At 62.2% G+C, this 22,196-nt stretch carries 18 protein-coding genes; 1 reads left to right on the forward strand and 17 read right to left on the reverse strand.

The features are described from left to right. Positions 1-225 precede the first annotated feature (225 nt). From rodA to WBQ77_RS04625, 12 genes are all read right to left on the reverse strand, one after another. Entirely contained in the window at positions 226-1,380 is a 1,155-nt protein-coding gene (gene rodA / locus WBQ77_RS04570) for a rod shape-determining protein RodA (RefSeq protein ID WP_424059097.1), read from the reverse strand. Continuing rightward, positions 1,377-3,272, reverse strand: a complete 1,896-nt coding sequence (gene mrdA / locus WBQ77_RS04575; RefSeq protein ID WP_424059099.1) for a penicillin-binding protein 2 — start codon at positions 3,270-3,272, stop codon at positions 1,377-1,379. Before mrdA ends, rodA begins: the two co-directional genes overlap by 4 nt. Next, on the reverse strand, positions 3,269-3,778 hold the full coding sequence (gene mreD, locus WBQ77_RS04580) for a rod shape-determining protein MreD (protein ID WP_424059101.1): 510 nt from the start codon (positions 3,776-3,778) through the stop codon (positions 3,269-3,271). The genes mrdA and mreD overlap by 4 nt, the downstream gene beginning before the upstream one ends. Beyond that, complete coding sequence (gene mreC / locus WBQ77_RS04585; RefSeq protein WP_424042834.1) at positions 3,775-4,728, reverse strand: rod shape-determining protein MreC; 954 nt, start codon at positions 4,726-4,728, stop codon at positions 3,775-3,777. The genes mreD and mreC overlap by 4 nt, the downstream gene beginning before the upstream one ends. A gap of 148 nt (positions 4,729-4,876) precedes the next feature. Next, positions 4,877-5,908 (reverse strand): rod shape-determining protein, encoded by a 1,032-nt coding sequence (locus WBQ77_RS04590; protein ID WP_424042833.1) that lies wholly within the window; start codon positions 5,906-5,908, stop codon positions 4,877-4,879. Positions 5,909-6,297: 389 nt separating this feature from the next. After that, entirely contained in the window at positions 6,298-7,866 is a 1,569-nt protein-coding gene (locus tag WBQ77_RS04595; RefSeq protein ID WP_424059104.1) for a 2-isopropylmalate synthase, read from the reverse strand. Positions 7,867-8,238: 372 nt separating this feature from the next. Beyond that, entirely contained in the window at positions 8,239-10,044 is a 1,806-nt protein-coding gene (locus WBQ77_RS04600; RefSeq protein ID WP_424059106.1) for a L,D-transpeptidase family protein, read from the reverse strand. Between the two features lie 186 nt (positions 10,045-10,230). Beyond that, on the reverse strand, positions 10,231-10,620 hold the full coding sequence (locus tag WBQ77_RS04605) for a nuclear transport factor 2 family protein (RefSeq protein WP_424042830.1): 390 nt from the start codon (positions 10,618-10,620) through the stop codon (positions 10,231-10,233). 21 nt (positions 10,621-10,641) lie between these two features. Next, positions 10,642-11,313, reverse strand: coding sequence for a DUF2165 family protein (locus tag WBQ77_RS04610; RefSeq protein WP_424059108.1), 672 nt, complete (start codon positions 11,311-11,313; stop codon positions 10,642-10,644). Positions 11,314-11,491: 178 nt separating this feature from the next. Continuing rightward, complete coding sequence (ilvC, locus tag WBQ77_RS04615) at positions 11,492-12,511, reverse strand: ketol-acid reductoisomerase (RefSeq protein WP_424043161.1); 1,020 nt, start codon at positions 12,509-12,511, stop codon at positions 11,492-11,494. A 100-nt stretch (positions 12,512-12,611) separates the two neighbouring features. After that, a complete protein-coding gene (gene ilvN, locus WBQ77_RS04620; RefSeq protein ID WP_424059110.1) occupies positions 12,612-13,154 on the reverse strand; it encodes an acetolactate synthase small subunit in 543 nt (180 codons plus the stop codon). Continuing rightward, complete coding sequence (locus WBQ77_RS04625) at positions 13,154-14,938, reverse strand: acetolactate synthase 3 large subunit (RefSeq protein WP_424045299.1); 1,785 nt, start codon at positions 14,936-14,938, stop codon at positions 13,154-13,156. Before WBQ77_RS04625 ends, ilvN begins: the two co-directional genes overlap by 1 nt. 402 nt (positions 14,939-15,340) lie before the next feature. Here WBQ77_RS04625 and WBQ77_RS04630 point away from each other — a divergent pair, with 402 nt between their 5' ends. Beyond that, complete coding sequence (locus tag WBQ77_RS04630; protein WP_424045301.1) at positions 15,341-17,290, forward strand: potassium transporter Kup; 1,950 nt, start codon at positions 15,341-15,343, stop codon at positions 17,288-17,290. Here WBQ77_RS04630 and miaA read toward each other — a convergent pair. The 5 genes from miaA to hflK all read right to left on the reverse strand — a co-directional run bounded on the left by miaA (position 17,287) and on the right by hflK (position 22,135). Beyond that, a complete protein-coding gene (gene miaA / locus WBQ77_RS04635; protein WP_424045303.1) occupies positions 17,287-18,192 on the reverse strand; it encodes a tRNA (adenosine(37)-N6)-dimethylallyltransferase MiaA in 906 nt (301 codons plus the stop codon). The two genes, WBQ77_RS04630 and miaA, sit on opposite strands and share 4 nt — an antisense overlap. Before the next feature lie 43 nt (positions 18,193-18,235). Beyond that, the gene (locus tag WBQ77_RS04640; protein ID WP_424045304.1) at positions 18,236-19,705 is read right to left on the reverse strand and encodes a Do family serine endopeptidase; all 1,470 of its coding nucleotides are present in this window, start codon (positions 19,703-19,705) and stop codon (positions 18,236-18,238) included. A 142-nt stretch (positions 19,706-19,847) separates the two neighbouring features. Further along, on the reverse strand, positions 19,848-20,033 hold the full coding sequence (locus WBQ77_RS04645; protein WP_424045306.1) for a DUF2065 domain-containing protein: 186 nt from the start codon (positions 20,031-20,033) through the stop codon (positions 19,848-19,850). Positions 20,034-20,048: 15 nt separating this feature from the next. Next, positions 20,049-21,005: a protease modulator HflC gene (gene hflC / locus WBQ77_RS04650; protein ID WP_424045308.1), complete on the reverse strand. Its 957-nt coding sequence runs from the start codon at positions 21,003-21,005 to the stop codon at positions 20,049-20,051. After that, on the reverse strand, positions 21,005-22,135 hold the full coding sequence (gene hflK, locus WBQ77_RS04655; protein ID WP_424045310.1) for an FtsH protease activity modulator HflK: 1,131 nt from the start codon (positions 22,133-22,135) through the stop codon (positions 21,005-21,007). The genes hflC and hflK overlap by 1 nt, the downstream gene beginning before the upstream one ends. Between the last annotated feature and the right edge of the window lie 61 nt (positions 22,136-22,196).

The raw sequence follows: 22,196 nt of genomic DNA on the forward strand, positions 1-22,196 counted from the left end.
AACCGTGGACCCGCTGATTAAGAGTCAGCTGCTCTACCAACTGAGCTATGCGCCCTCAGGGCCCGGCGTCTTGCGACGCGGTGTCGTCCGGCATGATGCCTGGCGACCTGATGTCTTGCGACGTGACCACCCTGGTCCGGCGCATCCCAAGCGCCAAGGATCGTGGCTGTAGCACTCCAGCAGGCGGGCTGTCCAGCTCGCGCGGGCCAAAATTTTCGGTGTCGCCTACCAGAGCCCGCCAAGTTCGGCCTGGCGGAAGGTGACCCTTCGATTGACATGTGCGTTGAGCACGAAGCCGAGCCCGATCATCATGGTCAGCATAGAGGTGCCGCCGTAAGAGACGAGCGGCAGGGGCACGCCCACCACGGGCACGAGCCCCGTGACCATGGCCACGTTGATGAAGACATAGGCGAACAGCGTCAGGCCTATGCCGCCCGCAACGAGCTTTGCGAACATGCTGCGGCACCTGAGCGCCATGAAGGTGATAAACACGAGCGCCAGCAGGTAGAGCACCAGCAGCACGACGGCGCCGACAAACCCCATCTCCTCGGAGAACATCGTGAAGATGAAGTCGGTGTGCTTTTCGGGTAGGAAGTTGAGCTGCGCCTGGGTGCCATTCATGAAGCCTTTGCCGCTCAGTCCGCCCGAGCCGATAGCGATCTTGGACTGAAGAATGTGGTAACCGGAGCCGAGCGGATCGCGATCGGGATCGAAAAAGGTGAGCACGCGCTCCTTCTGGTAGTCGTGCAGCATCTCCCAGGCATGAGGCAACGCCACGACCACGCCCGTGATTGCCCCGGCGAAATAGAACCAGCTGACCCCGGCGAGAAACATCATGCCCGCGCCGATGATCGCGAACAGCGCGGCGGTGCCGAGATCAGGCTGGGAGAGCGCGAGCAAAGCCGGCACGCCGATCATCAGGAGCGGTGGGATCAAGGCGTCGAGCCGCCAAATCTTTTGCGGCGGGAGCCACTGATAGTAGCGCGCGATCGCCAGAACCAAGGCGATCTTCATCATCTCCGAGGGCTGAAAGCTCAGTTCGCCAAAGCCCAACCAGCGCCGCGCACCGCCGCTTTCGACACCGATCAACGGCACCAGCGCCATGAGCACCAGCGCGCTTAGGAAAAGCGGATAAGCCCCTTTCAACCACCAGCGAATGTCGGAGAAGGCAATGGCGAACAGCAGCGCCAGACCGACGCAATAGCGGATGACCTGACGCGAGGCCCAAGGTTCGAACGAGCCGCCGGCTACGGAGTAGAGTGCGGCAGTCCCCACCAGCACAATCGCGGTGACGAGTGCGAGAAACGGCCAATTCAGCAAAAGCAGCTTTTTGGCCAGATCCTGCTTCACCGCCGGCGCTTGGGCGAACAGCATCCTCATCCGTCATCACCTACAACGGCGATCTTGCCGGAAGCCGTCTCGGCGCTCGTGCCCGCAAACGCCGGGCTCTTTGCCGCGTCACGCAAAAGCGCTTCGGTCATGACATCCTTGACGATCGGGGCCGCGGCGCTCGAGCCGCCGCCGCCATGCTCCACGACGCATGCGGCCGCATAGCGGGGCTTATCGGCCGGCGCGTAGGCGACGAAGAGCGCATGGGTCTCCCGCTTGTAAGGCGAGAGCTTGTGCTCGTTGTGCGCGTTCACGACCTGCGAGGTGCCGGTCTTGCCGGCCATCAGGACGTCGGGAATTTTCAGCGCCGAACGGCGGGCCGTCCCGCGTGGCTCGTTGACGACGCCGATCATCCCGCGCCGTACGATATCGAGGTGGCGCGGGTCGAGCTGAAGCAGCGGCCATTCAGGATCGGGGTCGTCCGGAGACAGAACGAGCTTCGGCAGCACCGCGCGGCCGGTGGCGACCCGCCCAGCCATGACGGCAAGCTGGAGTGGCGTTGAGGAGACGAAGCCCTGGCCGATGCCGGCGATGACCGTCTCGCCGCCATACCAGGGCTGCATGAGGTGTGTCCGCTTCCAGGCCACATCCGGAATGATGCCCTCCTTCTGGCCCGGAAGACCGCAATCATAGATCCGGCCCAGGCCAAGATGACGGGCGACGGCCGCAAGGTGGTCGATCCCCATCCGCTTGGCGGTCTCGTAAAAATAGACGTCGCAGGACTGCTTGATGGCTTCGTGCACATTGATGCCGCCACCATGGGACTTCCAACAGCGGAACCGGGCGCGGCCAAGCCTGTAGACGCCAGGGCAGCGCATGGTCTCCTGGGGCTCGATAACGCCCGCATGAAGCCCGGCCAGCGCCGTCACGACCTTGAAGGTGGAGCCTGGCGGATACTGCCCGCGAATGGCCCGGTTCTGGAGAGGCTGATCCTTGGCGCGCGCGATTCTGCCCCACGTCTTCGGGTCGACCCTGAAGACCACGTCGTTGGGATCGAATGTGGGTGTCGATGCCAGCGCCAGGATGCCGCCTGTCTCGACATCGAGCACGACCACGGAGGCTACCCGATGCTCCTTCAGACGCTCCTGGGCCACAGTCTGCAGATGGTGGTCGATGCTGAGCACGAGGTCTTTGCCCGGTGTGCTCGGCGTCGCCCCCAGTTCGCGCACGACGCGTCCGCGCGAGTCCACCTCGAATTTCCGAGTGCCGGGCGTGCCGCGCAGCTGCTCGTCGAACGTTTTCTCGATGCCCGACCGGCCGGCGCGAAATCCGGGAAGCCGCATGACGGGATCGAGATCGACCTCCCCCTTCCCGGCCATGCCCACATAGCCCACCAGGTGCGCCATGGGCCGAGCATGATAATATTTGCGGTAGGCTGAGCGGTCCGTCCTGAGGCCGGGAATTTGCGGAGCGAGCACGTTGAGCAGCGAGAACTGACGCCACGTCAGCCCTTCGGCCACGAGCACGGGATAGTAACCGCTCTGACGAGCGGCGGCCCGCTTGATGCGGTCGCGTGTGGCCCGGGAAATGGGGACGATGTGCGAGAGTTTGTCGAGCGTTTCAGGCAGGCTCTTGCAGAAGGCAGGCAAGACGAGAAGGCGCAGGTTCTCTCTGTCCTCGGCCAGAACAGCCCCGGTGCGGTCGCGGATCGACCCGCGCGAGGGCGCCGCAAGCTGCATCATCAGGCGGTTCTCATCGGACAGAAGCCGGTATTCGGAAGCCTCCTTGATTTGAAGTTGATGCAGCCGCCAACCGAGCAAGCAGAACAGGCCTGCCTGCGCGCCGCCGACTAGAAGCGCGCGGCGCGAGAAGCGGTAGCTCTGCTTCCGAGCATAGTCGGGCTTCTTCTTTGCGCCGTAGTGCAGCGCCCTCGACTTGCTCATGAGGCGCTCCGGAAGATCGTGCGGCGCGAGTGACCGAGGCGTCCAGACTGGACCCAGAGCAGCCCATAAAGCATGACCGGAAAGAAGATGATCGAGGTCGCAACGCCAAAGGCGATCGGCCACCAATCAATCCAGCGAAGATAATAGAGGCTTGCCAGCAGCCAGCCGAACAGGCCGAGGGCGCAGATGAGGGCCGTCCAAGCCAACCACTCAGTCCAGATGTCACGGCGCTCGCGGAAGGAGCCGGGTTTCAGCCCGACCGTCGCGGCGATCAGGCACATCAGCGCCCAGAAGCCCAGAGGGCCGCCGCTGAGAAGATCGGCCAGCAGTCCCAAGACCGCCGCCGCCGCGGGGTGCAGCTCCGTGTCCGGAATCGCGCGCCAGCAGAACACCATCATCACGACCAGTAGCGGCAGGATGAATGTCGCGTCGGCCGTCAATCCCCAAGGCACGGCGGTGGCAATCACCGCCATCAGCACGGAAAACGCCGGAAGAAGCCGCGTCATCGCTCAGCTTGCGCCTGGGCCGAGACCGGCGGCGACATGGCGGCCACGGGCGGTAACTGAGCGCTTCCGACTGCCGCAGTCCTGCCTTCCTCCGGCGCCGGACGGAGCGTAGAGGACAAGGCCTCGCCCTTGTCAGCGACTGCCGCAGGATCCGTGCGTGTCAGTGCCGGTGCGTCGAAGAACAGAACACTGACGACATCGAGCGAATTGAGCTCGGCAAAGGGCCGGATCGTGTAAGAGCCGGGCCCACCTGCAACCACGCCCACGCGCAGGCCGCGCGGCAGGACGCCGTCGCTGCCCGAGGTGTAGACCTCATCGCCCGTTTCGATTTCAGCGCCCTCTTGCACGAAGCCAAGCTGCAACTCCACGCTATTGTCTCCGAGCGCCAGCGCCCGCGCGCCGCTCGGCCCCACAAGAACCGGAATACGGCTGTTCAGATCGTTCAGCAGGAGGACGCGCGCGACCTTGTCGCCGGCCTCCACCGTGCGCCCTATGAGCCCATCGCCGTTGATCACGGCGTAGCCGATCCGCACGCCATCCTGGCGCCCGAGATTGACCAGCGCACTGCGCACGAAGGGACCGCGCGCATCCGCGATGACCCGGCCCGAGGCATAGACGAGTGCGGGGTCTTCGGCCGCATGCAGAAGTTTGCGTAGGTGAGCGACCTTGCGCTCCAGGAGCTGGGTCCGCCACCTCCACTGCTTCAGTTCATCGTTTTCCTGGGTCAGCCGGTCGATTTCTTCGACTGCACTCGTCTGAACGCGGACATAAAGACGAACACGATCGACAGCGCGTCGTGCTTCAATGGCCGGTCCCGATGCAAGCTCCAGCAACGGCACAGACAAATCGACCACGTCGTCCCGGGCATCGGCCAAGACACCGTGACCGATCCGGCTCAGAACCAGCAACACGGCACAGAGGAAATAGAGGCCAAAACTCAGCAATTCCACGGGCGCCGTCCAGGAGGGCCGGTGTCTTTGGAACAGAGATGGGCTGCGCTTGGGCATGTTCGTTCAGTCTACCGGAACGCCCCGAAGGGCGGCGTAATCCTCACCTATGAGGCTCTGCGCCTAGACAAAGCCATTATAACACACCCGATCAGGGTTTGATCAGTAGATCAGCCATTTCGTCCAGTCGCTCGAGCGCCATGCCGGTTCCCCGGACAACGCTCCGCAGCGGATCCTCTGCGATCTTGAATTTCACGCCGGTTTCTTGCTGCAGTCGCACGTCGAGCTTCTCGAGCAGCGCGCCTCCGCCTGTCAGATAAATGCCCGACTCGGCGATGTCGGCCGTCAGCTCGGGCGGCACGTCGGCGAGCGCCTGACGAATGCCTCCGACGATCTGCTGAATCGGCAGCGTCAGCGCGTCCGCGATCTCATGGGGCCCCAGCGTAATTTCTGCGGGAAAACCCCGCTGCATGTCCCGTCCCTTCAGCCGGATCGCCACATGCGTGCCATTGGCCTTCGCCACGGCCGAGCCGGACTCTTTCTTGACCACTTCCGCATTCGGAGTGCCGATCATCAGGTGATGCTTGAAGCGCGCATAGTTGACGATGGCCTCGTCCATGGCGTTGCCCGCAGTGCGGATCGACTTCGAGTAAATCACACTGCCCATTGACATGACGGCGATGTCGGTCGTGCCGCCGCCAATATCCACCACCATAGATCCACGGGGCTCATGGATCGGAAGACCCGCCCCGATCGCGCCGGCCACGGGCTCGGAGATCAGATAGACGCGCCGGGCGCCAGCCGAGAGACCGGCCTCATGGACCGCGCGCCGCTCGACAGAGGTCGCGCTCGCCGGAACGCAGATCATGACCCGCGGGCTGCCGAACAGGCGCCGCTTATTCCCGCGGCGAATGAAGTATTTGATCATCTCCTCAGCGGCGTTGAAGTCCGCGATCACTCCATCGCGGAGCGGCTGAACGGTTTCGATCTTGGTTGGAGTCTTTCCGAGCATCGTCTTGGCCTCATGGCCAGCGGCGATGACTTTCTGATCGTCTCCGCGCCGCTCGATGGCGACCACGGAGGGCTCGTCCAAAACAATCCCGCGTCCCGGCACATAGACGACGGTATTCGCCGTGCCGAGATCAATGGCCATGTCCGCGGAGGAGCCTAACCACGAGAACATACACCGCCCCGCTTGCCCGCCCTGCTGGCGAGCCTCAAACGCTACTGATGTCCGCCTCGGGGCGCCAATCCGGCTGTCCCTGACGGATAAAGACACGTCGAGCAGCAGAAAACGTCCCCAATCAAGGGGTTCGCGCCCTACCACGACGAGCAGTATGTTGCGTCAAATCTCTCGCCTGGGCAATGCGTGGACTGGCTGTTTCGCAAAAACTTTTTACGTCGCGCACGGGCCGGTGGCAGAGGTCCGGCCTCGCGCCCCTTCCTCGCAGCCGACGCCGAGAAATTGCCTACGGGCTAGGCATCGGGACGTCGAGCGCCTCATTTGGCCGCGACGGATGCCATCGCGGCCAAATACTCTTGAAGGCCGCGCCCGCAAAACGCGAAACGCCCTTACGAGGCGAGCATCGTCTCCGGCTTCCGCCGCGCTTCGCGCGCCAGCAATTTGTTCAGAGCGCTAACATAGGCCCGAGCCGAAGCGACCATGGTGTCCGTGTCCGACCCGCGGCCGGTGGCGATCTTGCCGTCGGCCTCCAAGCGCACCGTCACCTCGGCCTGGGCGTCCGTGCCTTCGGTCACGGCGCTCACCTGATAAAGGGCCAAACGAGCCTCATGCGGCACGAGCGCGCGAATGGCCTGGAAGGTCGCATCCACCGGTCCATCGCCGACCGCCTCGTACATATGCTGCTTGTCGTCGATGTGGAGGGTGATCGTTGCCTTCTGCGGCCCGCCGGTCCCGGCAATCACCGTCAGAGACGTGATCCGGATGCGGTCCTGCGCCGAGGCAATCTCCTGGTCCACCAAGGCTTCGATGTCCTCGTCGTAGACATGCTTCTTCACATCGGCCAAGCCTTTGAAGCGGACAAAGGCGTCCTCGAAGGCGTTGTCGCCAAGCTCATAGCCGAGCTCCTTCAGCTTCTCGCGAAAGGCGTGGCGCCCGGAATGCTTGCCCATCACCAGCGAAGATTCCTTCACCCCGACACTCTCCGGCGTCATGATCTCGAACGTACCTGCATGTTTCAGCACGCCGTCCTGATGGATCCCGCTCTCATGGGCAAAAGCGTTCCGGCCGACAATGGCCTTGTTGTACTGGACCGGGAAGGCCGTCACCCGCGACACGAGCTTCGAGGCCCGCGTCAGAAGAGTGGTGTCGACACCGGTCCAGACGGACATCACATCCGCCCGCGTGTGGATCGCCATGACGATCTCTTCCAGCGCCGCGTTGCCCGCACGCTCTCCCAGACCATTAACGGCGCATTCAACCTGACGCGCGCCCGCGCTCACGCCCGACAGAGAGTTGGCGACAGCCAGGCCCAAATCGTTGTGGCAGTGCGTGGAGAAGATGATCTTGTCCGCGCCCGGCACTCTCTCCTGCAGCATGCGGATCAGATTGCCGAACTCGTCGTGGTAAGCATAACCGACCGTGTCCGGAATGTTCACGGTCGTCGCGCCCGCCTTGATCGCGGCTTCCACGCAGCGGCACAGGAAGTCGGCCTCGGTGCGCGTCGCATCCATGGCCGACCATTCAACGTCGTCGGTGAGACCACGGGCCCGGCTGACCGACGCGGTGACCCGCGCCAAGCATTCGGCTTCGTCGATATCCATCTGATACTTGCGGTGAAGCGGCGACGTGCCGATGAAGGTGTGGATGCGCCCGCGCGCGGCAGGCCGGATGGCCTCGGCGCAGCGGTCGATGTCACCAGGCTGGGCGCGCGCCAGACCGCAGATCGCGGCATTCTTCGCCCGCCGTGCGATCTCCTGCACACTTTCGAAGTCGCCCTGGGAAGCGATGGGAAAGCCGGCCTCGATGACGTCCACGCCCATCTCGTCGAGGAGCTCGGCAACCTCCAGCTTCTCCTCGAAGGTCATCGTCGCGCCAGGGCATTGTTCCCCGTCGCGCAGCGTGGTGTCGAAAATGATGACGCGATCCTTTTCATCGCGCTCGTTGGTTTCGGTCTTCATGATGCTCGTCCTTAAAACGAATGGCTTTCAGTCTATCACGACCGGGCAAGCCTCTGACTTCGTGGGGGGTTCGTTTCGCCGTCCCCTGAACGCCTGCCTCGGCAAAAACCGAGACCGCCGGTGCTCAGGGGCACATAAGGAGGAGCGGAAGGGCGCGCGCATGCAGACCCTGCCGCGGCAGCGCAGTGCCACCCCGCCCGTCAAGTCGCTGCTTTTCAAAGCGCTGCATCAAAGTCCTTTTCCGCGAGCGCCTTGCCGAAGCCCGCGATCAGCGGAAAATAAGGTGAAGCGGTACGAAGAGCAAGGGATACGCGGCCCATCTCAGGACACGGCCCGAGGGACTGACCTGCCAGTCTCAACAGTCTGCCGATCCTAGAAGTCGAAGATTCCGGCAAACGGGTTATTGTCGGCCCGCCGGCTCCGCCGGCTCGACCGGCGCTCGGTCGGCTTACGTGAGACCGTGACATTGTCCGGTAGGCCCGCCGGAACGGGGCGCCCCTTGAGCACGGCGACCATGCGCCGGTCATGCCCATAGAGGTCCTTGTACTGCTTCATCTCACCGTCCTCGCCCACAACAGCAGTGAAATAGGTGAGATAGACGGGAATCCGGTTCTTGATGAAAATCTTGTTGGCGTCTGTACCGTGTTGCATCGCGGACGTGACCCGTGCCGCCGTCCAGTCCTGGTCGTGCCCCAGCAAGACTGTCGCCAGCCTGTCCGGGTTTTGGACCCGCACGCAGCCATGGCTGAATGCCCGCACCGAATTGGAGAAGAGGTTCTTCTGCGTAGTGTCGTGCAGATAGACATCGTGGGTGTTGGGGAAGCGGAATTTCACCAGCCCCAGCACATTCCGCGGCCCGGGCGGCTGATACAGCTCATAGCGGCGGATATCGTTGCGGCTCCAGTCGATCCGGTCGGGATCGATGTCACGGCCATTGGCGCCTCGGATGCGCAGACCCTGACGCCGCAGCACGGACGTATCCCAGCCGCTGGAAAAGAAACCGCCGCCACGGCGCAGATAGGGCGCGATTTCATTCTGTTTGATCGAGTTTGGCACGAACCAATTCGGGCGAAATACGACCTCTTCCATCTCGTCGCTGAAGACCGGCGTCTGCGTGTGCGTCTTGCCGACGATCACGCGGGTCTCGTGGATGGACTTGTCGTCCTTGAAGACACGCACCTTGAATTCGGGGATGTTCACTTTGACGTAGAAGTCACTCATGTCCTGGGGGAGCCACCGATAGCGCTCCATGTTCACAAGCAGCAGATCGATTTTTTTCTGTCCCGATAATACCGGGGTCGGCGCATCCCCGTTCAGCATACGCCGCGTCCCGGAACCGACCATGCCGTCGGTCTTGCCGCCTTGGCGGCGTTGAAACGCAATAACAGCCTGGTGCAGGTCCTTATCGAAAACATACTCGTCGGCGCCCTCTTTGACCGGGGCATCCAGCCGCTTCCGCAGCAGAGCCACCTGGCCATGCTTCACGCCGAGCTTGAGGGTCGGACCTGCGGGAATGACCACGTCTTCAGGCTTGTTGGAGACGGGCTTGGGCGCCACGCCGCCGCCGCGCTCGGCGATCAGCTCCTGGCGCAGAGCCTCAAACTGAGGATGGGTCGGTTGAAAGCTTCGCAGATAAGCCGCCGGGTCAGACCGGATCGCGATGAACCCGATCACCTCGGCCGGGTCGGGCAAATACATGTCGGGATCGAGGCTCTCGCTGAGGCTCTGCGGCTTGATCCGGCCGCCTCGCGCGTCACGTGCATATTCGATGACTGCAGCGCTGATTTTGAGCTCGGCATCCGCGAGCTTGGCGATTGCATCGGGCGCGCTCGCGTCGAAACCGGAAAGGTTCGGCAATTTATAGGCGGCGGCACGGAGTCCGTAATCGTCAGCCTTCGAGATCTCCTGGAGGACGGCCTTGCCGCGGGCATTCAAACCTTTGTCGCCAACCCACAGCAGCTTCCGGTCCGGGACGGAGTAATACTCGGCAAGAGCTATCTGCTCGGCCGCGTCCTTCATCGTCACCGCGCCGACTTGATCCTGCACGGACACACGGACCGCTTCGGACCGGGTCACGAGCTCGGCCGGACCGTCCGGTTCCGCTGCAATGGCAGGGGCACTGAACGACATTGCTAGTGCAATCCCAAAGGCGGCTGATTTCAGGCCGACTATCGTCATTCTCTATTCCCTCTAGGCCATCGGCCCATCGTCCTCGCACGTTGGCTTCCTTTCGCCGCGAGGCCCCGACCGAATCGAATTAATCCGGCAGAATTGCTGGATTATGCGCATCAAAGCCCTATTTCACCACCCAATTCCGGCTCTGGCGTGGCAGAACTCACGGCAAAATCCGATCTGCCAGCGCCCTTATCCGGCCAGGGCCGTATCGAGGAACTCGCTAAGCGATATAATTTTCCGGCCGTCGATTTGAATGAAATCGGCCAGCTCCGTCGTGAACGAGTCCCCGGATGTGATATTTTGGACACGGGCGCTCCAGCGAACGGCCGCCTTATTCCGGTCCATCAGCAGGTCCTCAATCGAGAACGCGTCCAGCGCGAAGCTATCTGTGATAGTCCTGAACAGTCCCGTAATGCCCTTGCGCCCCTGGACCGAGGTCGCCAGCATGCTGAACTCCGGCGATCCGACAATCCGGAAATACGCGTCCTCGGCGAACATTCCGCCCAGCGCTTCGACCTCCCCCTCGATGCGGGCGGCGTAGAAGCTCTTGAGAAACGCCTCGAACTCGCTGCTGTCCATCGTCTAGCTCTCCGGTTCGGTTCACACCGCTGCAATGCGGCTCAAGGCGCCTCTCGTTTCTGCCGCGGTTTTCTTTTTGGCCGGGACGCGCTTCTTGGCAACACTTTTCTTAGCGGCGCTTTTCTTGGCCGGCGCGCGGGCCGACTTGTTCTTAGCGGGCGCCCGGGCCGGCTTGACACGGGCGCCCGTGACTGTCTCGGGCAAGTCGCGATCGGGCTGAATGACAAAGATCAAGACCGCAAGAGCAGTAAGATAGAAGCGGAATGCCGCGGGCTGACCGTTCCACGTCTCGGACTGCCACATCAGGAACCACTCGCCAGCCACGACCATGAAGCCGAAGAACCAGACCAGAAACGCGACCAGCGCGCCCGCGACCGTCCAGCCCTTCGCGCTATCGAAGATGGCGCCCGGATCCCGCCGGACCTGAAGCAGGCGGATGGCGCCGGCCAGGAACAAGATGCCGGCCAATGATTCGCCGATGATGATCAGCACAAAGGCCGCATGCCAAAGCTCGGGACTGTTGATCGCCCGGTACATCAGGGTGTTGCCGGGATAGGTCGTGTCCATGCTCATCACATGCTTCACGAACAGAAAATTGGCCTGGTAGTCGCTGACATTGCCGAACGCTGCCAGCAGACAGAAGACCGCGAGGCACGCGACCATCACGACCTTGGCGATACGGGTGATGTACATGGAGTCCCCCTGCCTTTGCGAACTTCAAAACTTCGGCATGGTGTCTTGGAATTTCTGCGTCCGTGTGACGATCGCGGTAGCTTAGACCACGGGGCGCGGGATCGCGCCGTCGGCCCAAAAGAAAATGGCCAGGACGAGCCCGGCCATTTCGGTATCTGTTAACTAGACGGCGAAGCTGCTAATTCTTCGACTTGTCGACCATTTTGCTATCGGCGATCCAGGGCATCATAGCGCGCAGCTTCTCGCCGACCTTTTCCATTTCGTGGTCGTCGCACTTGGCGCGCATCGCCTTGAAGCTCGGCTGGTTGATCTTGTTCTCCAGCATCCAGTTCTTCACGAAGGTGCCGTCCTGAATGTCGGTCAGGATGTCCTTCATGGCCGCCTTGCTGTCCTCGGTCACCACGCGCGAGCCGGAGACGTATTCGCCATATTCGGCTGTGTTGGAGATCGAGTAGTTCATGTTGGCGATGCCGCCTTCGTAGATGAGGTCGACGATCAGCTTCACCTCGTGGACGGTCTCGAAATAGGCCATCTCGGGGGCGTAGCCCGCCTCGACCAGCGTCTCGAAACCGTTGCGCATTAGCTCCACGAGGCCGCCGCAGAGTACGGCCTGCTCGCCGAAAAGATCGGTCTCGCATTCTTCGCGGAAGGTCGTCTCGATGATGCCCGCGCGACCACCGCCGATGGCGGAGGCGTAAGAGAGCGACAGTTCGTGGGCGTTGCCCGTAGCGTCCTGAGCAATAGCCACGAGGCACGGCACGCCTGCACCGCGCTGGTATTCGGCCCGCACCGTATGGCCGGGGCCCTTGGGCGCAACCATGCAGATATCTGTGTCCGCGCGCGGCTCGATCAAATTGAAGTGGATATTAAGCCCGTGGGCGAAGAGCAGCGCTGCGCCCTGCTTCATATTGGGCTTGAGGTCCTTCTCCCAGATCTCGGCCTGGAGTTCGTCCGGGGTCAGCATCATGACCACATCGGCCCAGGCGGCAGCCTCGGAGACGCTCATGACCTTCAGGCCCTCGCCTTCCGCCTTGGCGGCGGATCTAGAGCCGGGGCGCAAGCCAATGGCCACCTCGGCGACGCCGGAGTCCTTCAAATTCAGGGCATGCGCATGCCCCTGGCTGCCATAACCGATGATGGCGACTTTCTTACCCTTGATAAGATTGAGATCGGCATCCCGATCGTAATAGACACGCATACCTGTTCCTCTACGTTGTCGATTTCAATGTCTTCAAAACTTGGTTGCGATGGTTCGGACCGGGTTTTGCCGCCGGACCCGCAAAAAGACAAGTGGCGGGTTACATCCGCTCGACTCCGCGGCCGATAGCGGCGACGCCGGTGCGGCAGACCTCGATCAGCCCAAGCGGCTGCATCAGCACCACAAACTGCTCGATCTTGGTTTGCCGGCCCGTGATCTCGAACACGAAATGCTCGAGCGAGGCGTCGACAACCTGCGCGCGGAAGGCTTCCGCCAACCGCAGCGCCTCTACCCGCTTCTCGCCGATGCCGGCCACCTTCACCAAGGCCAACTCCCGCTCGAGGGTCTCGCCCCGGACGGTTAGGTCCGTAACCGAATGGATCGGCACCAGCCGGTCGAGCTGATTCTTGATCTGCTCGATCACCATCGGCGTGCCTGTCGTCACGATGGTGATGCGCGACAGATGGGCCTCGTGCTCGGTCTCGGACACGGTCAGCGACTCGATGTTGTAGCCCCGGCCCGAGAACAGGCCGATGACGCGCGCGAGCACGCCAGGCTCGTTGTCCACAAGCACGCTGATCGTGTGCGTCTCGAGGCTCTGTTCGGGCTTCTCGAGCGAATAGGCGGAACCAGGCTGTGCCATTAGACCATCACCTTGCCTTTTTCGGAGATGGCTTTTTCGATGTCCTCGTCCGTCAGATCGTCGCCCAGCAACATATTGTTGTGCGCTTCGCCGCTCGGAATCATCGGGAAGCAATTGGCACGCTTGTCGACCACGCAGTCGAAGATGACCGGCTTCGGCGTCTTGATCATTTCCAGGATCGCGTCGTCGAGCTCACCGGGTTTCTCCGCGCGAATGCCCACGGCGTGATACGCCTCGGCCAGCTTCACGAAGTCCGGCAGCGCCTCGCTATAAGAGTGCGAATAGCGGCCACCATGGAGCAGTTCCTGCCACTGGCGGACCATGCCCATATACTCGTTGTTCAGAATAAAGATCTTGACCGGCAGGTCGTACTGAACCGCCGTCGAAATCTCCTGCATGGTCATCAGCACCGACGCCTCGCCCGCAATGTCGATGACGAGGGAGTCCCGGTGCGCCATTTGCACACCGACCGCCGCGGGGATGCCATAGCCCATCGTGCCGAGCCCGCCGGAGGTCATCCAACGGTTCGGCTCGTCGAAATGGAAATACTGAGCCGCCCACATCTGATGCTGGCCCACTTCCGTGGTGATGTAGGTGTCGTGATCACGGGTCAGCGCAAAGAGCCGCTCAATGGCGTATTGCGGCATGATCACGTCGCTCTTCTTACGGTAGTACAGGCATTTGCGCTTGCGCCAGGTGTCGATCTGCTCCCACCAGTTCGCATGAGCCTCTTTGTCGACCGACGGATTCCGATCATTCCACGCCGCGATCATCTGATCGATCACATGGGCGCAATCGCCGACAATCGGGATATCGACATGCACGTTTTTGTTGATCGAGGATGGATCGACGTCCACATGGATCTTCGTGGACCCGGGTGAAAACGCATCCAGCCGGCCGGTGATACGATCGTCGAACCGCGCCCCGATGCAGATCATGACGTCGCAGTCGTGCATGGCATTGTTGGCCTCGAAGGTGCCGTGCATCCCGAGCATGCCGAGCCATTGCTTGTCCGAGGCCGGATAGCTGCCGAGTCCCATGAGGGTCGAGGTAATAGGGTAGCCGGTCATGCGCACAAGCTCGCGCAGGCTCTCGCTGGCCGCTGGTCCCGCATTGATGACGCCGCCGCCCGTATAGAAGACAGGCCGCTTGGCATTGGCCATCGCTTCGACAGCCACCTCGATGGCGGCTTGATCGCCCTGCTGCGGGGGAACGTAGCTCTTATGCCGCGAGTTCGAGACGCCCTTGTAGGTCCCGGTCATGAACTGGATGTCCTTGGGGATGTCCACGACGACAGGACCCGGCCGCCCCGACCGCGCAACGTAGAACGCCTCGTGCAGAACCTCGGCGAGCAGGTCGACGTCCTTCACAAGATAATTGTGCTTCGTGCAGGGGCGCGTGATGCCGACCGTGTCGCATTCCTGAAAGGCGTCGTTGCCGATCAGATGCGTGGGCACCTGACCGGTGATGCAGACAACTGGGATCGAATCCATCAGTGCGTCGGTCAGCCCGGTGACAGCGTTGGTCGCGCCAGGGCCAGACGTCACCAGCACAACACCGACCTTGCCGGTTGAGCGCGCATAGCCTTCGGCCGCGTGAACGGCACCCTGCTCGTGACGGACCAGCACGTGCTGGAGCCGGTCTTGCTGAAATAACGCGTCGTAGATCGGCAGCACTGCGCCGCCAGGATAGCCGAAGATGTGATCCACACCTTGGTCGGCGAGCGCCTGGAGCACGATCTGAGCGCCGGTCATTTTGGCTAAGCCGTTCTCGGTGGCTGGCATGTCTGTATTCCACTGACAAAACCGGGCCCCAGCGGCTGGACCAGCCGCTGCCCGGTAGAACTCCATTGAAAATGGCAAAAGCGCCGGATTAGGCCGCGCACCCTAGGGCCTCTATGTCACAGGGTCAACGGCAAATGCGAATGAATGACAACATTTTTCGCTATGACCTTTTCATAAGTTATCCATTTATGGGCATCTATATGCAAAACATTGCGTTTGCAGGAAAAATCATGACAAGGCACCCGATGTTTTCCCACAAGCGTTCTAGACAATGACGCACGATGCGCATAAGGCTCATACGCTTAGTGGGGCAACCTCGAAATGAGGGACGAAGCCGCGCCGGTGCCTCGATGCTCGGGCGGATCGTATCTGAAAACACATTTCCACATAGTCACAGCCTGAATGCAGCACTCTGCAACTTCAGAACCGGCCGATGCCAACGGTAACGGCAATGGAGCCGGTCACGGCCATAGGGCGGCGAATGCGCCCCTGACCAGCCGCGCGTTCTGGGCGCTCACCTTCGGTTCGATCGGCGTCGTCTATGGCGACATCGGGACAAGCCCGCTCTACGCGCTGCGCGAAGCCGTTCTGGCCACCGGCGGATCTCACGGCGTCGTCACGCAAGCGGCCGTGTTCGGCGTTCTGTCGCTGATCTTCTGGTCCCTGATTATCGTCGTCACGCTCAAATACGTTGTGCTGCTGCTCCGCGCGGACAATAACGGCGAAGGCGGCACGCTGGCGCTGACTGCACTTGCCTTTACGGCCATGGGCAAACGCACACCACTGGTGCTGGGGCTCGGCATTGTCGGCGCCTCGATGTTCTACGGTTCGACGCTCATTACCCCGGCCCTGTCCGTGCTCTCGGCGGTCGAGGGCCTCAACGTCGCGACAGATGCGTTCGAGCCCTACATCCTGCCGATCACCGTGGTCATTCTCATCGCGTTGTTCTCGGTGCAGTCGCATGGGACGGCCCACGTGTCGGCGCTGTTCGCACCCATCACGACCGTCTGGTTCCTGGTAATCGCTGTCGCCGGCGCAACAGAGATTGCGGCGAACCCCCGCGTCCTTATGGCCCTCAATCCCTATTACGGGCTCAACTTCCTCTTCACCCACGGCATGGTCGGCCTCATCACGCTCGGCGCGGTGTTCCTGGTCGTGACGGGCTCCGAAGCGCTCTACAACGACCTCGGCCATTTCGGCCGCAAGCCAATCCAGACAGCATGGTTCATTCTCGTGCTGCCCGCGCTGCTCCTAAACTACTTTGGGCAAGGCGCGCTGGTGCTCGCGCAGCCCGACGCGATTTCAAACCCGTTCTTCTTGTTGTTCCCAGACTGGGCGCTCTACCCCATGGTCGCGCTTGCGACGATGGCCACGGCGATCGCCAGCCAGGCCGTAATCACGGGCGCCTATTCCATCACGCGCCAAGCCATGCAACTGGGTCTTCTGCCCCGCATGGAGGTACGCCATACGTCGGAATCGCAAGCCGGCCAGATCTACATGCCGCGGGTCAATTGGTTGCTTCTGACCGGCGTCCTGCTACTCGTCTTCATGTTCCGCTCGTCGAGCGAGCTGGCATCAGCCTATGTGCTCGCTGTGGCGACGACCGAGTGGGTTGCGGGCATTCTCGGATTCATCGTCGTCTGGCAATTGTGGCGATGGAAACTGTATTGGGTGATCGCCGTGATGGCGCCCCTGATGTTCGTGGATACGGCGTTCGTCTTAGCGAGCACGTTGAAGCTCGTCGAAGGCGCCTGGCTGCCCGTGCTTGTGGGCTTGATGCTGATCATCGTGATGCTCACCTGGATGCGCGGAACCAAGTTCCTGGCGCAGAAGACACGCCGCATCGAGATTCCGTTCGAGCCGTTGATGAACAGCCTTGAACACAAACCGCCTCATCTCGTTCCCGGCACCGCCGTCTTCTTGAGTGCCGATCCCGAATTCGCGCCTACGGCGCTTTTGCATAACCTCAAGCACAACAAGGTGCTGCACGAGAACAACGTCATCCTCACCATCAAGAACGAAGACATTCCGCGCGTAGCGCCCGCCGATCGGGTCCAAATGGAACCGGTTAGCGACAAATTCATGCGGATGACGCTGCATTTCGGTTTTGTGGAACGGCCCAACGTGCCCAAGGCGCTCGCGGTGGCCCGCAGGAAGGGCTGGCAGTTCGACATCATGTCGACTTCGTTCTTCCTGTCGCAGCGGACCGTGCGGCCGGATGCGCGGTCCGGAATGCCTCAATGGCAGGACCGGCTCTTCGTCTATCTCGCGCACAACGCGGATGACGCCTCGAACTATTTCCAATTACCAACGGACCGGGTCGTGACCATCGGCACGCAGGTGACCGTTTAATCAATTGGGACGGACGCGGACGCGGCTTCTCCGCTCGGGACCCACGTCCAGTCGGCCATGAAGCGCCGCGCCCAGGTCATTTGGCGCTTAGCATAACGCCGGCTCGCGGTCTTGGCCTTCGTGGCCGCCTCTTCCAAGCTCATGGCCCCCGAGAGATAGGAACTGAGTTCGGACACGCCGAGGGCACGCATGACCGGCAGCCCTGGATCGAGTTGCAGCCCGGCGAGCGCTGCCACTTCCGCCAAGGCACCGGCCTTAAGCATGTTTTCGAAGCGGCCGTCGATGGCCGCGTAAATCGTCTCGCGTTCCGGCGCGACCAGCATCTTGAGCACGGCCTTATCATTTAGGACCGGCGTGCCGGCGGTCTCCTGCCATTCGGCGAGCGAGACATCCGTTGCATCGATGACCTCCAGGGCCCGTACGAGGCGCTGTGTGTCTGTGGGACTGAGACGCACGCCCATGACCGGATCCCGGGCCGCCAGCACCGCGTGGAGATCCGTCCCGGCGGCCGTCGCCGCACGCTCCCGCCAGTGCCGGCGGATGTCTTCGGGAATCTCGGGAACGGGCGACAGCCCCTGGAGCATAGCCATGAAATACAGACCCGTACCGCCCACGAGGATCGGCACCTGCCCGCGTTCGCGCGCGTCTTCGATCGCGGCCGCGGCATCGCCGACCCAGCGTCCCACCGAATAGGCATCCCTCCCCGGCACCATGCCATAGAGCCGGTGCGGCGCGGTCTCCATCTCCGCGACACTGGGGCGCGCGGTCAGCACCTGAAGCTCGCGATAGACCTGCATGGAATCGGCATTGATGATCGTGCCCCCCAAGCGCTCTGCAAGCGCAAGAGCCGCAGTGGACTTGCCGCTGGCGGTGGGTCCGGCAATAAGAATGGCTTCAAGCACGGCTTGCCACCGTTGGACCTCACAATGCCCGCGCCGCGCCGGGTTAGCCGATCGGAACGGCGACGAAGCGCAGTTCGCCCTCGGCATCGGCGAGCAGAAACAGGACCCGGCGGCGGCCCGATTTCCGGACCGCACGCAGCCGCGCCAAAACCTCGTCCGGCTGGCGCACGGCCTCTTGGGTAACCTCCACAATCACGTCGCCAACCTTGATATGCTTCTTCGCGGCCGGACTCCCCGGCACAACGCCCGTGACCACGACCCCTTCGACCTTCCCGCTAATGCGAAACCTGTCGCGCAGCTCATGGGTCAGCGGCTCGATCGTCAGGCCAAGGAGCTCGCTGCCGCCTTGCCGCTCGTCCGGCGCCGGCCCATCCTTTTCTTCTTTGGGTAGCTGGCCAAGTTTGACGATGACGTCCACGACCTCACCGTCGCGAAGGACTTTCAGCGGAACGTCCATGCCGACCGTGCCTGCGCCGACCGCACGGGGCAGGTCGCGCATCGACCGAATGGTCTGCCCGCCGAAGTCAAGTATGACGTCCCGCGGTTTGATCCCGCCACCCGCCGCGGGGCCGTCTGGCGTGACCGAAGCCACCAGCGCTCCCTTTGGGGCCTCCAGACCCAACGTGAACGCCATCTCGTCGGTGACGTTCTGGACATGCACGCCGAGCCAGCCCCGGCGGGTCTCGCCGTATTCCTTCAGCTGGTTCAGGACTCTGACGGCCGTGTTGGAGGGAACCGCAAAGCCAATCCCGATCGATCCGCCCGTGGGTGAGATTATCGCGGTATTCACGCCGATGACCTCGCCCTCCATGTTGAATAGAGGACCGCCGGAATTGCCCCGGTTGATCGCCGCATCGGTCTGAATGAAATCGTCATAGGGCCCTGCATTGATGTCGCGCTTCGTGGCGGAGACGACGCCGACGGTCAGACTGCCGCCAAGCCCGAAGGGGTTGCCGATGGCCATGACCCAATCGCCCACGCGCAGGACGGACGAATTCCCGAACGACACGGCTTTGAGCGGCTTGGTCGGCTGGACCTGCAGGAGCGCAAGATCGGTCTTGGGGTCGTGACCGAGGATCTTGACCACTTTCAGCTTCGACCCGTCCGTAAAGTTCACGATGATCTCGTCAGCGCCTTCGATCACGTGATTGTTCGTAACGATCAGTCCCGACGGGTCGATCACGAATCCGGACCCCAGCGAGCTGACCTTTCGGGGCTTCCCGTCGGGGCCTTCTTCATCGAAGAAGTCGTCGAAAAACTCTTCGAAAGGCGAGCTCTTAGGGCCTTTGCGAACGGGGGGACCCTCGTCCCGATCCTCGACTGTCTGGGTGGTCGAAATATTGACGACGGCCTCCTGCAGACCCGCGGCAATGTCGGCCACGGACACCGGCCCCCGGGCAAAGGCCGTTCCAACTCCAACAAGCGCAGCGATACTGAACCCGGTCCCAACGGCAATCGCGGCCAGGGTGCTCCGAAGGCGACGAGCCCAGCTCCGGGCGTTTCGTCCAGACATCGTTTCGTGCACTCCCATCATCGCGCCGAGCTTGCCGGCGCAGCCGACACCTTAGCGAAAATGGGAGGTCCAGCGGAAGCAGGCATTCGCGGCGAGGCGGCGCCCGGATTAGGGGGCTGGTTCTGGCGGACCCAAACCAAGGTCAGCCCCGTATCAACCACACAAGGATCACCCCGGCAGTAACCGCAAGGGTCCCCGCCAACCGCAGGGACGACTCGGGCGTCTCCGAGGCCGCTTCCAGGAGGCGGCGTCCAAACCGGGGCGCGAGGGCCCAAACGAGGCCCTCGATCACCAAGACAAGGCCAATGGCGACGCCGAGGTCATCCATTTCCGCCAGGACCCGCTAAGGCGTGTCTGCGCCCGGGTAAGCCGTTCCGGGCCGGCGGACGTTGCTCTTGTCGCCTTTTGGCAGGCTGGACGAGGCACCGCTGGATCTCCCTGCCGAATCGTTGAAGTACTGGAAGAATTGAGAATCGGGGCTCAGCAGCATCCGCGTGTCGCCGGACTGCAAGGCGCTCTCATAAGCCTGCATGGACCGATAGAAGGCGAAGAAGTCGGGATCCTTGCCGAAAGCTTCGGCGAAGACGCGGTTCTTCGTCGCATCGCCAGTACCACGAATACGCTCAGACTCGCCGGTTGCATCGGCTTTCAGCACCGTGACCTGCCGGTCGGCATTGGCCCGAATGCGGCGGGAGGCTTCCTCACCTTCGGCGCGGATCTCCGAGGCCTCGCGTTGACGTTCCGTCTGCATGCGGCGGTAGACGGCAAGACTGTTCGCCTCCGGCAGATCAGCCCGTTTAATGCGTACATCGACGACGGTAATGCCAAGGGCTCTGGCCTTGTTGTTCATTTCGCCGGTAATCTTCCGCATCAAGTCGTTCCGGTCGTCCCGGACGACGGCTTCGAAGCTTGCCGAACCCAGAACCCGGCGGAGCGCGGCTTCGAGAAAGTCGCTGAGCCGCGTGCGTGCGCTAAACTCATTGTTCACGGCTTGGTAGAACAGCAGCGGGTCGGTGATCCGCCAGCGGGCAAAGGCGTCGACCACAAGCCGCTTCTGATCGGCCGCGATGACTTCCTGCGGCGCCGAGTCGAGGTCCAGGAGCCGCTTGTCGAGGAACACGACATTCTGGATGAACGGAACCTTGTAGTTGAGGCCGGGCTTATCGATGACTCGCTTGGCCTTACCAAACTCCAGAACCAGGGCCTGCTGCGTCTCGTACACCGTGAACAGCGTCATATATGCGCCGATCGCGAGAATGCCGAGCAGCAGCAGAGTGAGCGTGAGGGCTACTTTTTTCATTACTGCTGCCCTCCGCTCTGGATCGAGGGAGCCGACGGGGACGCGGCCGGCGAGGCCGGCGCCTTCCTCTGTAACTCTGATAAGGGCAGATAGGGCACCACGCCGCCGCCGCCATCCTTATCGATGATAATCTTGTCGGTGTTCGACAGGACTTCCTGCATCGTATCGATGAAAATCCGTTTTCGGGTCACTTCGGGCGCCTTCGCGTATTCTTCGAGAACCTTTTCGAAGCGCTCGGCTTCACCCTTGGCTTCGGCGATCACACGGTCGCGATAGCCTTGCGCGCTTTGGAGAATACGCTCGGCCTCACCACGCGCCTCAGGAACGATCCGGTTTGCATAGGCTTGCGCCTCGTTCTGCAAACGCTCCTCATCGGCCCGGGCCGCCTGAACATCGCGGAAGGCATCGATCACCTGCGCTGGTGGATCGACCTTCTGAAGCTGGACTTCGACGATTTCGATACCAGCCTGATAGCCGTCGAGAATGCGTTGGATCAGATTCTGCACCTTGCCCTCAGTCTCAGCGCGCGAGGAGGTCAAGATCGGCTCGATGTCACTCTGGCCGATAATCTCGCGCATGGAGCTCTCAGAGACGTCCTTCACCGAGCCTTTGGGGTTTTGAATTTTGAACAGATAGTCGGGTGCGTCGCTGATCTTCCAGACGACCACAAAATCGATGTCGACGATGTTCTCATCGCCCGTGAGCATCAGGCTTTCCTCAGGCACGTCCCGCACCGACAGGCCGCTGCCTTCCGAGGAGCGCATGCCGATCTCGACCCGGTTGAGACGGGTGACCTGCGGCAGCTTGACCTCTTCGATCGGATACGGCAGGCGGAAATGCAGACCCGGGGGGAGCTGGCGTACATATTCGCCGAAACGCAGGACGATACCCACCTGGTCGGCCTTCACCGTGACGAGGAAGCCGAACCAGCCAACCACGCCGGCAATGATCAGGGCGATTAGGGCTGGAAACATCCAGCCGCCGCCACCGCCGGGCATGGCCTGGCGCAGCCGATCCTGGCTCTTGCGTAGAATATCTTCCAGATCCGGCTGCTGGCCGCCGGAGCCGCCCGGCCTGGGGCCCCAGGGCCCGTTATTGCCGCCACCGCCGCTCTGATTGCTCCAAGGCATATGTATCTCGTCCTGATTTCTGAGGGGGCCGCGCGCGATACCGCCTAGTTTGGGATGCGTC

Origin of the sequence: Methyloceanibacter sp. (genome assembly GCF_049590335.1) — a bacterium.
Taxonomy (GTDB): domain Bacteria; phylum Pseudomonadota; class Alphaproteobacteria; order Rhizobiales; family Methyloligellaceae; genus Methyloceanibacter.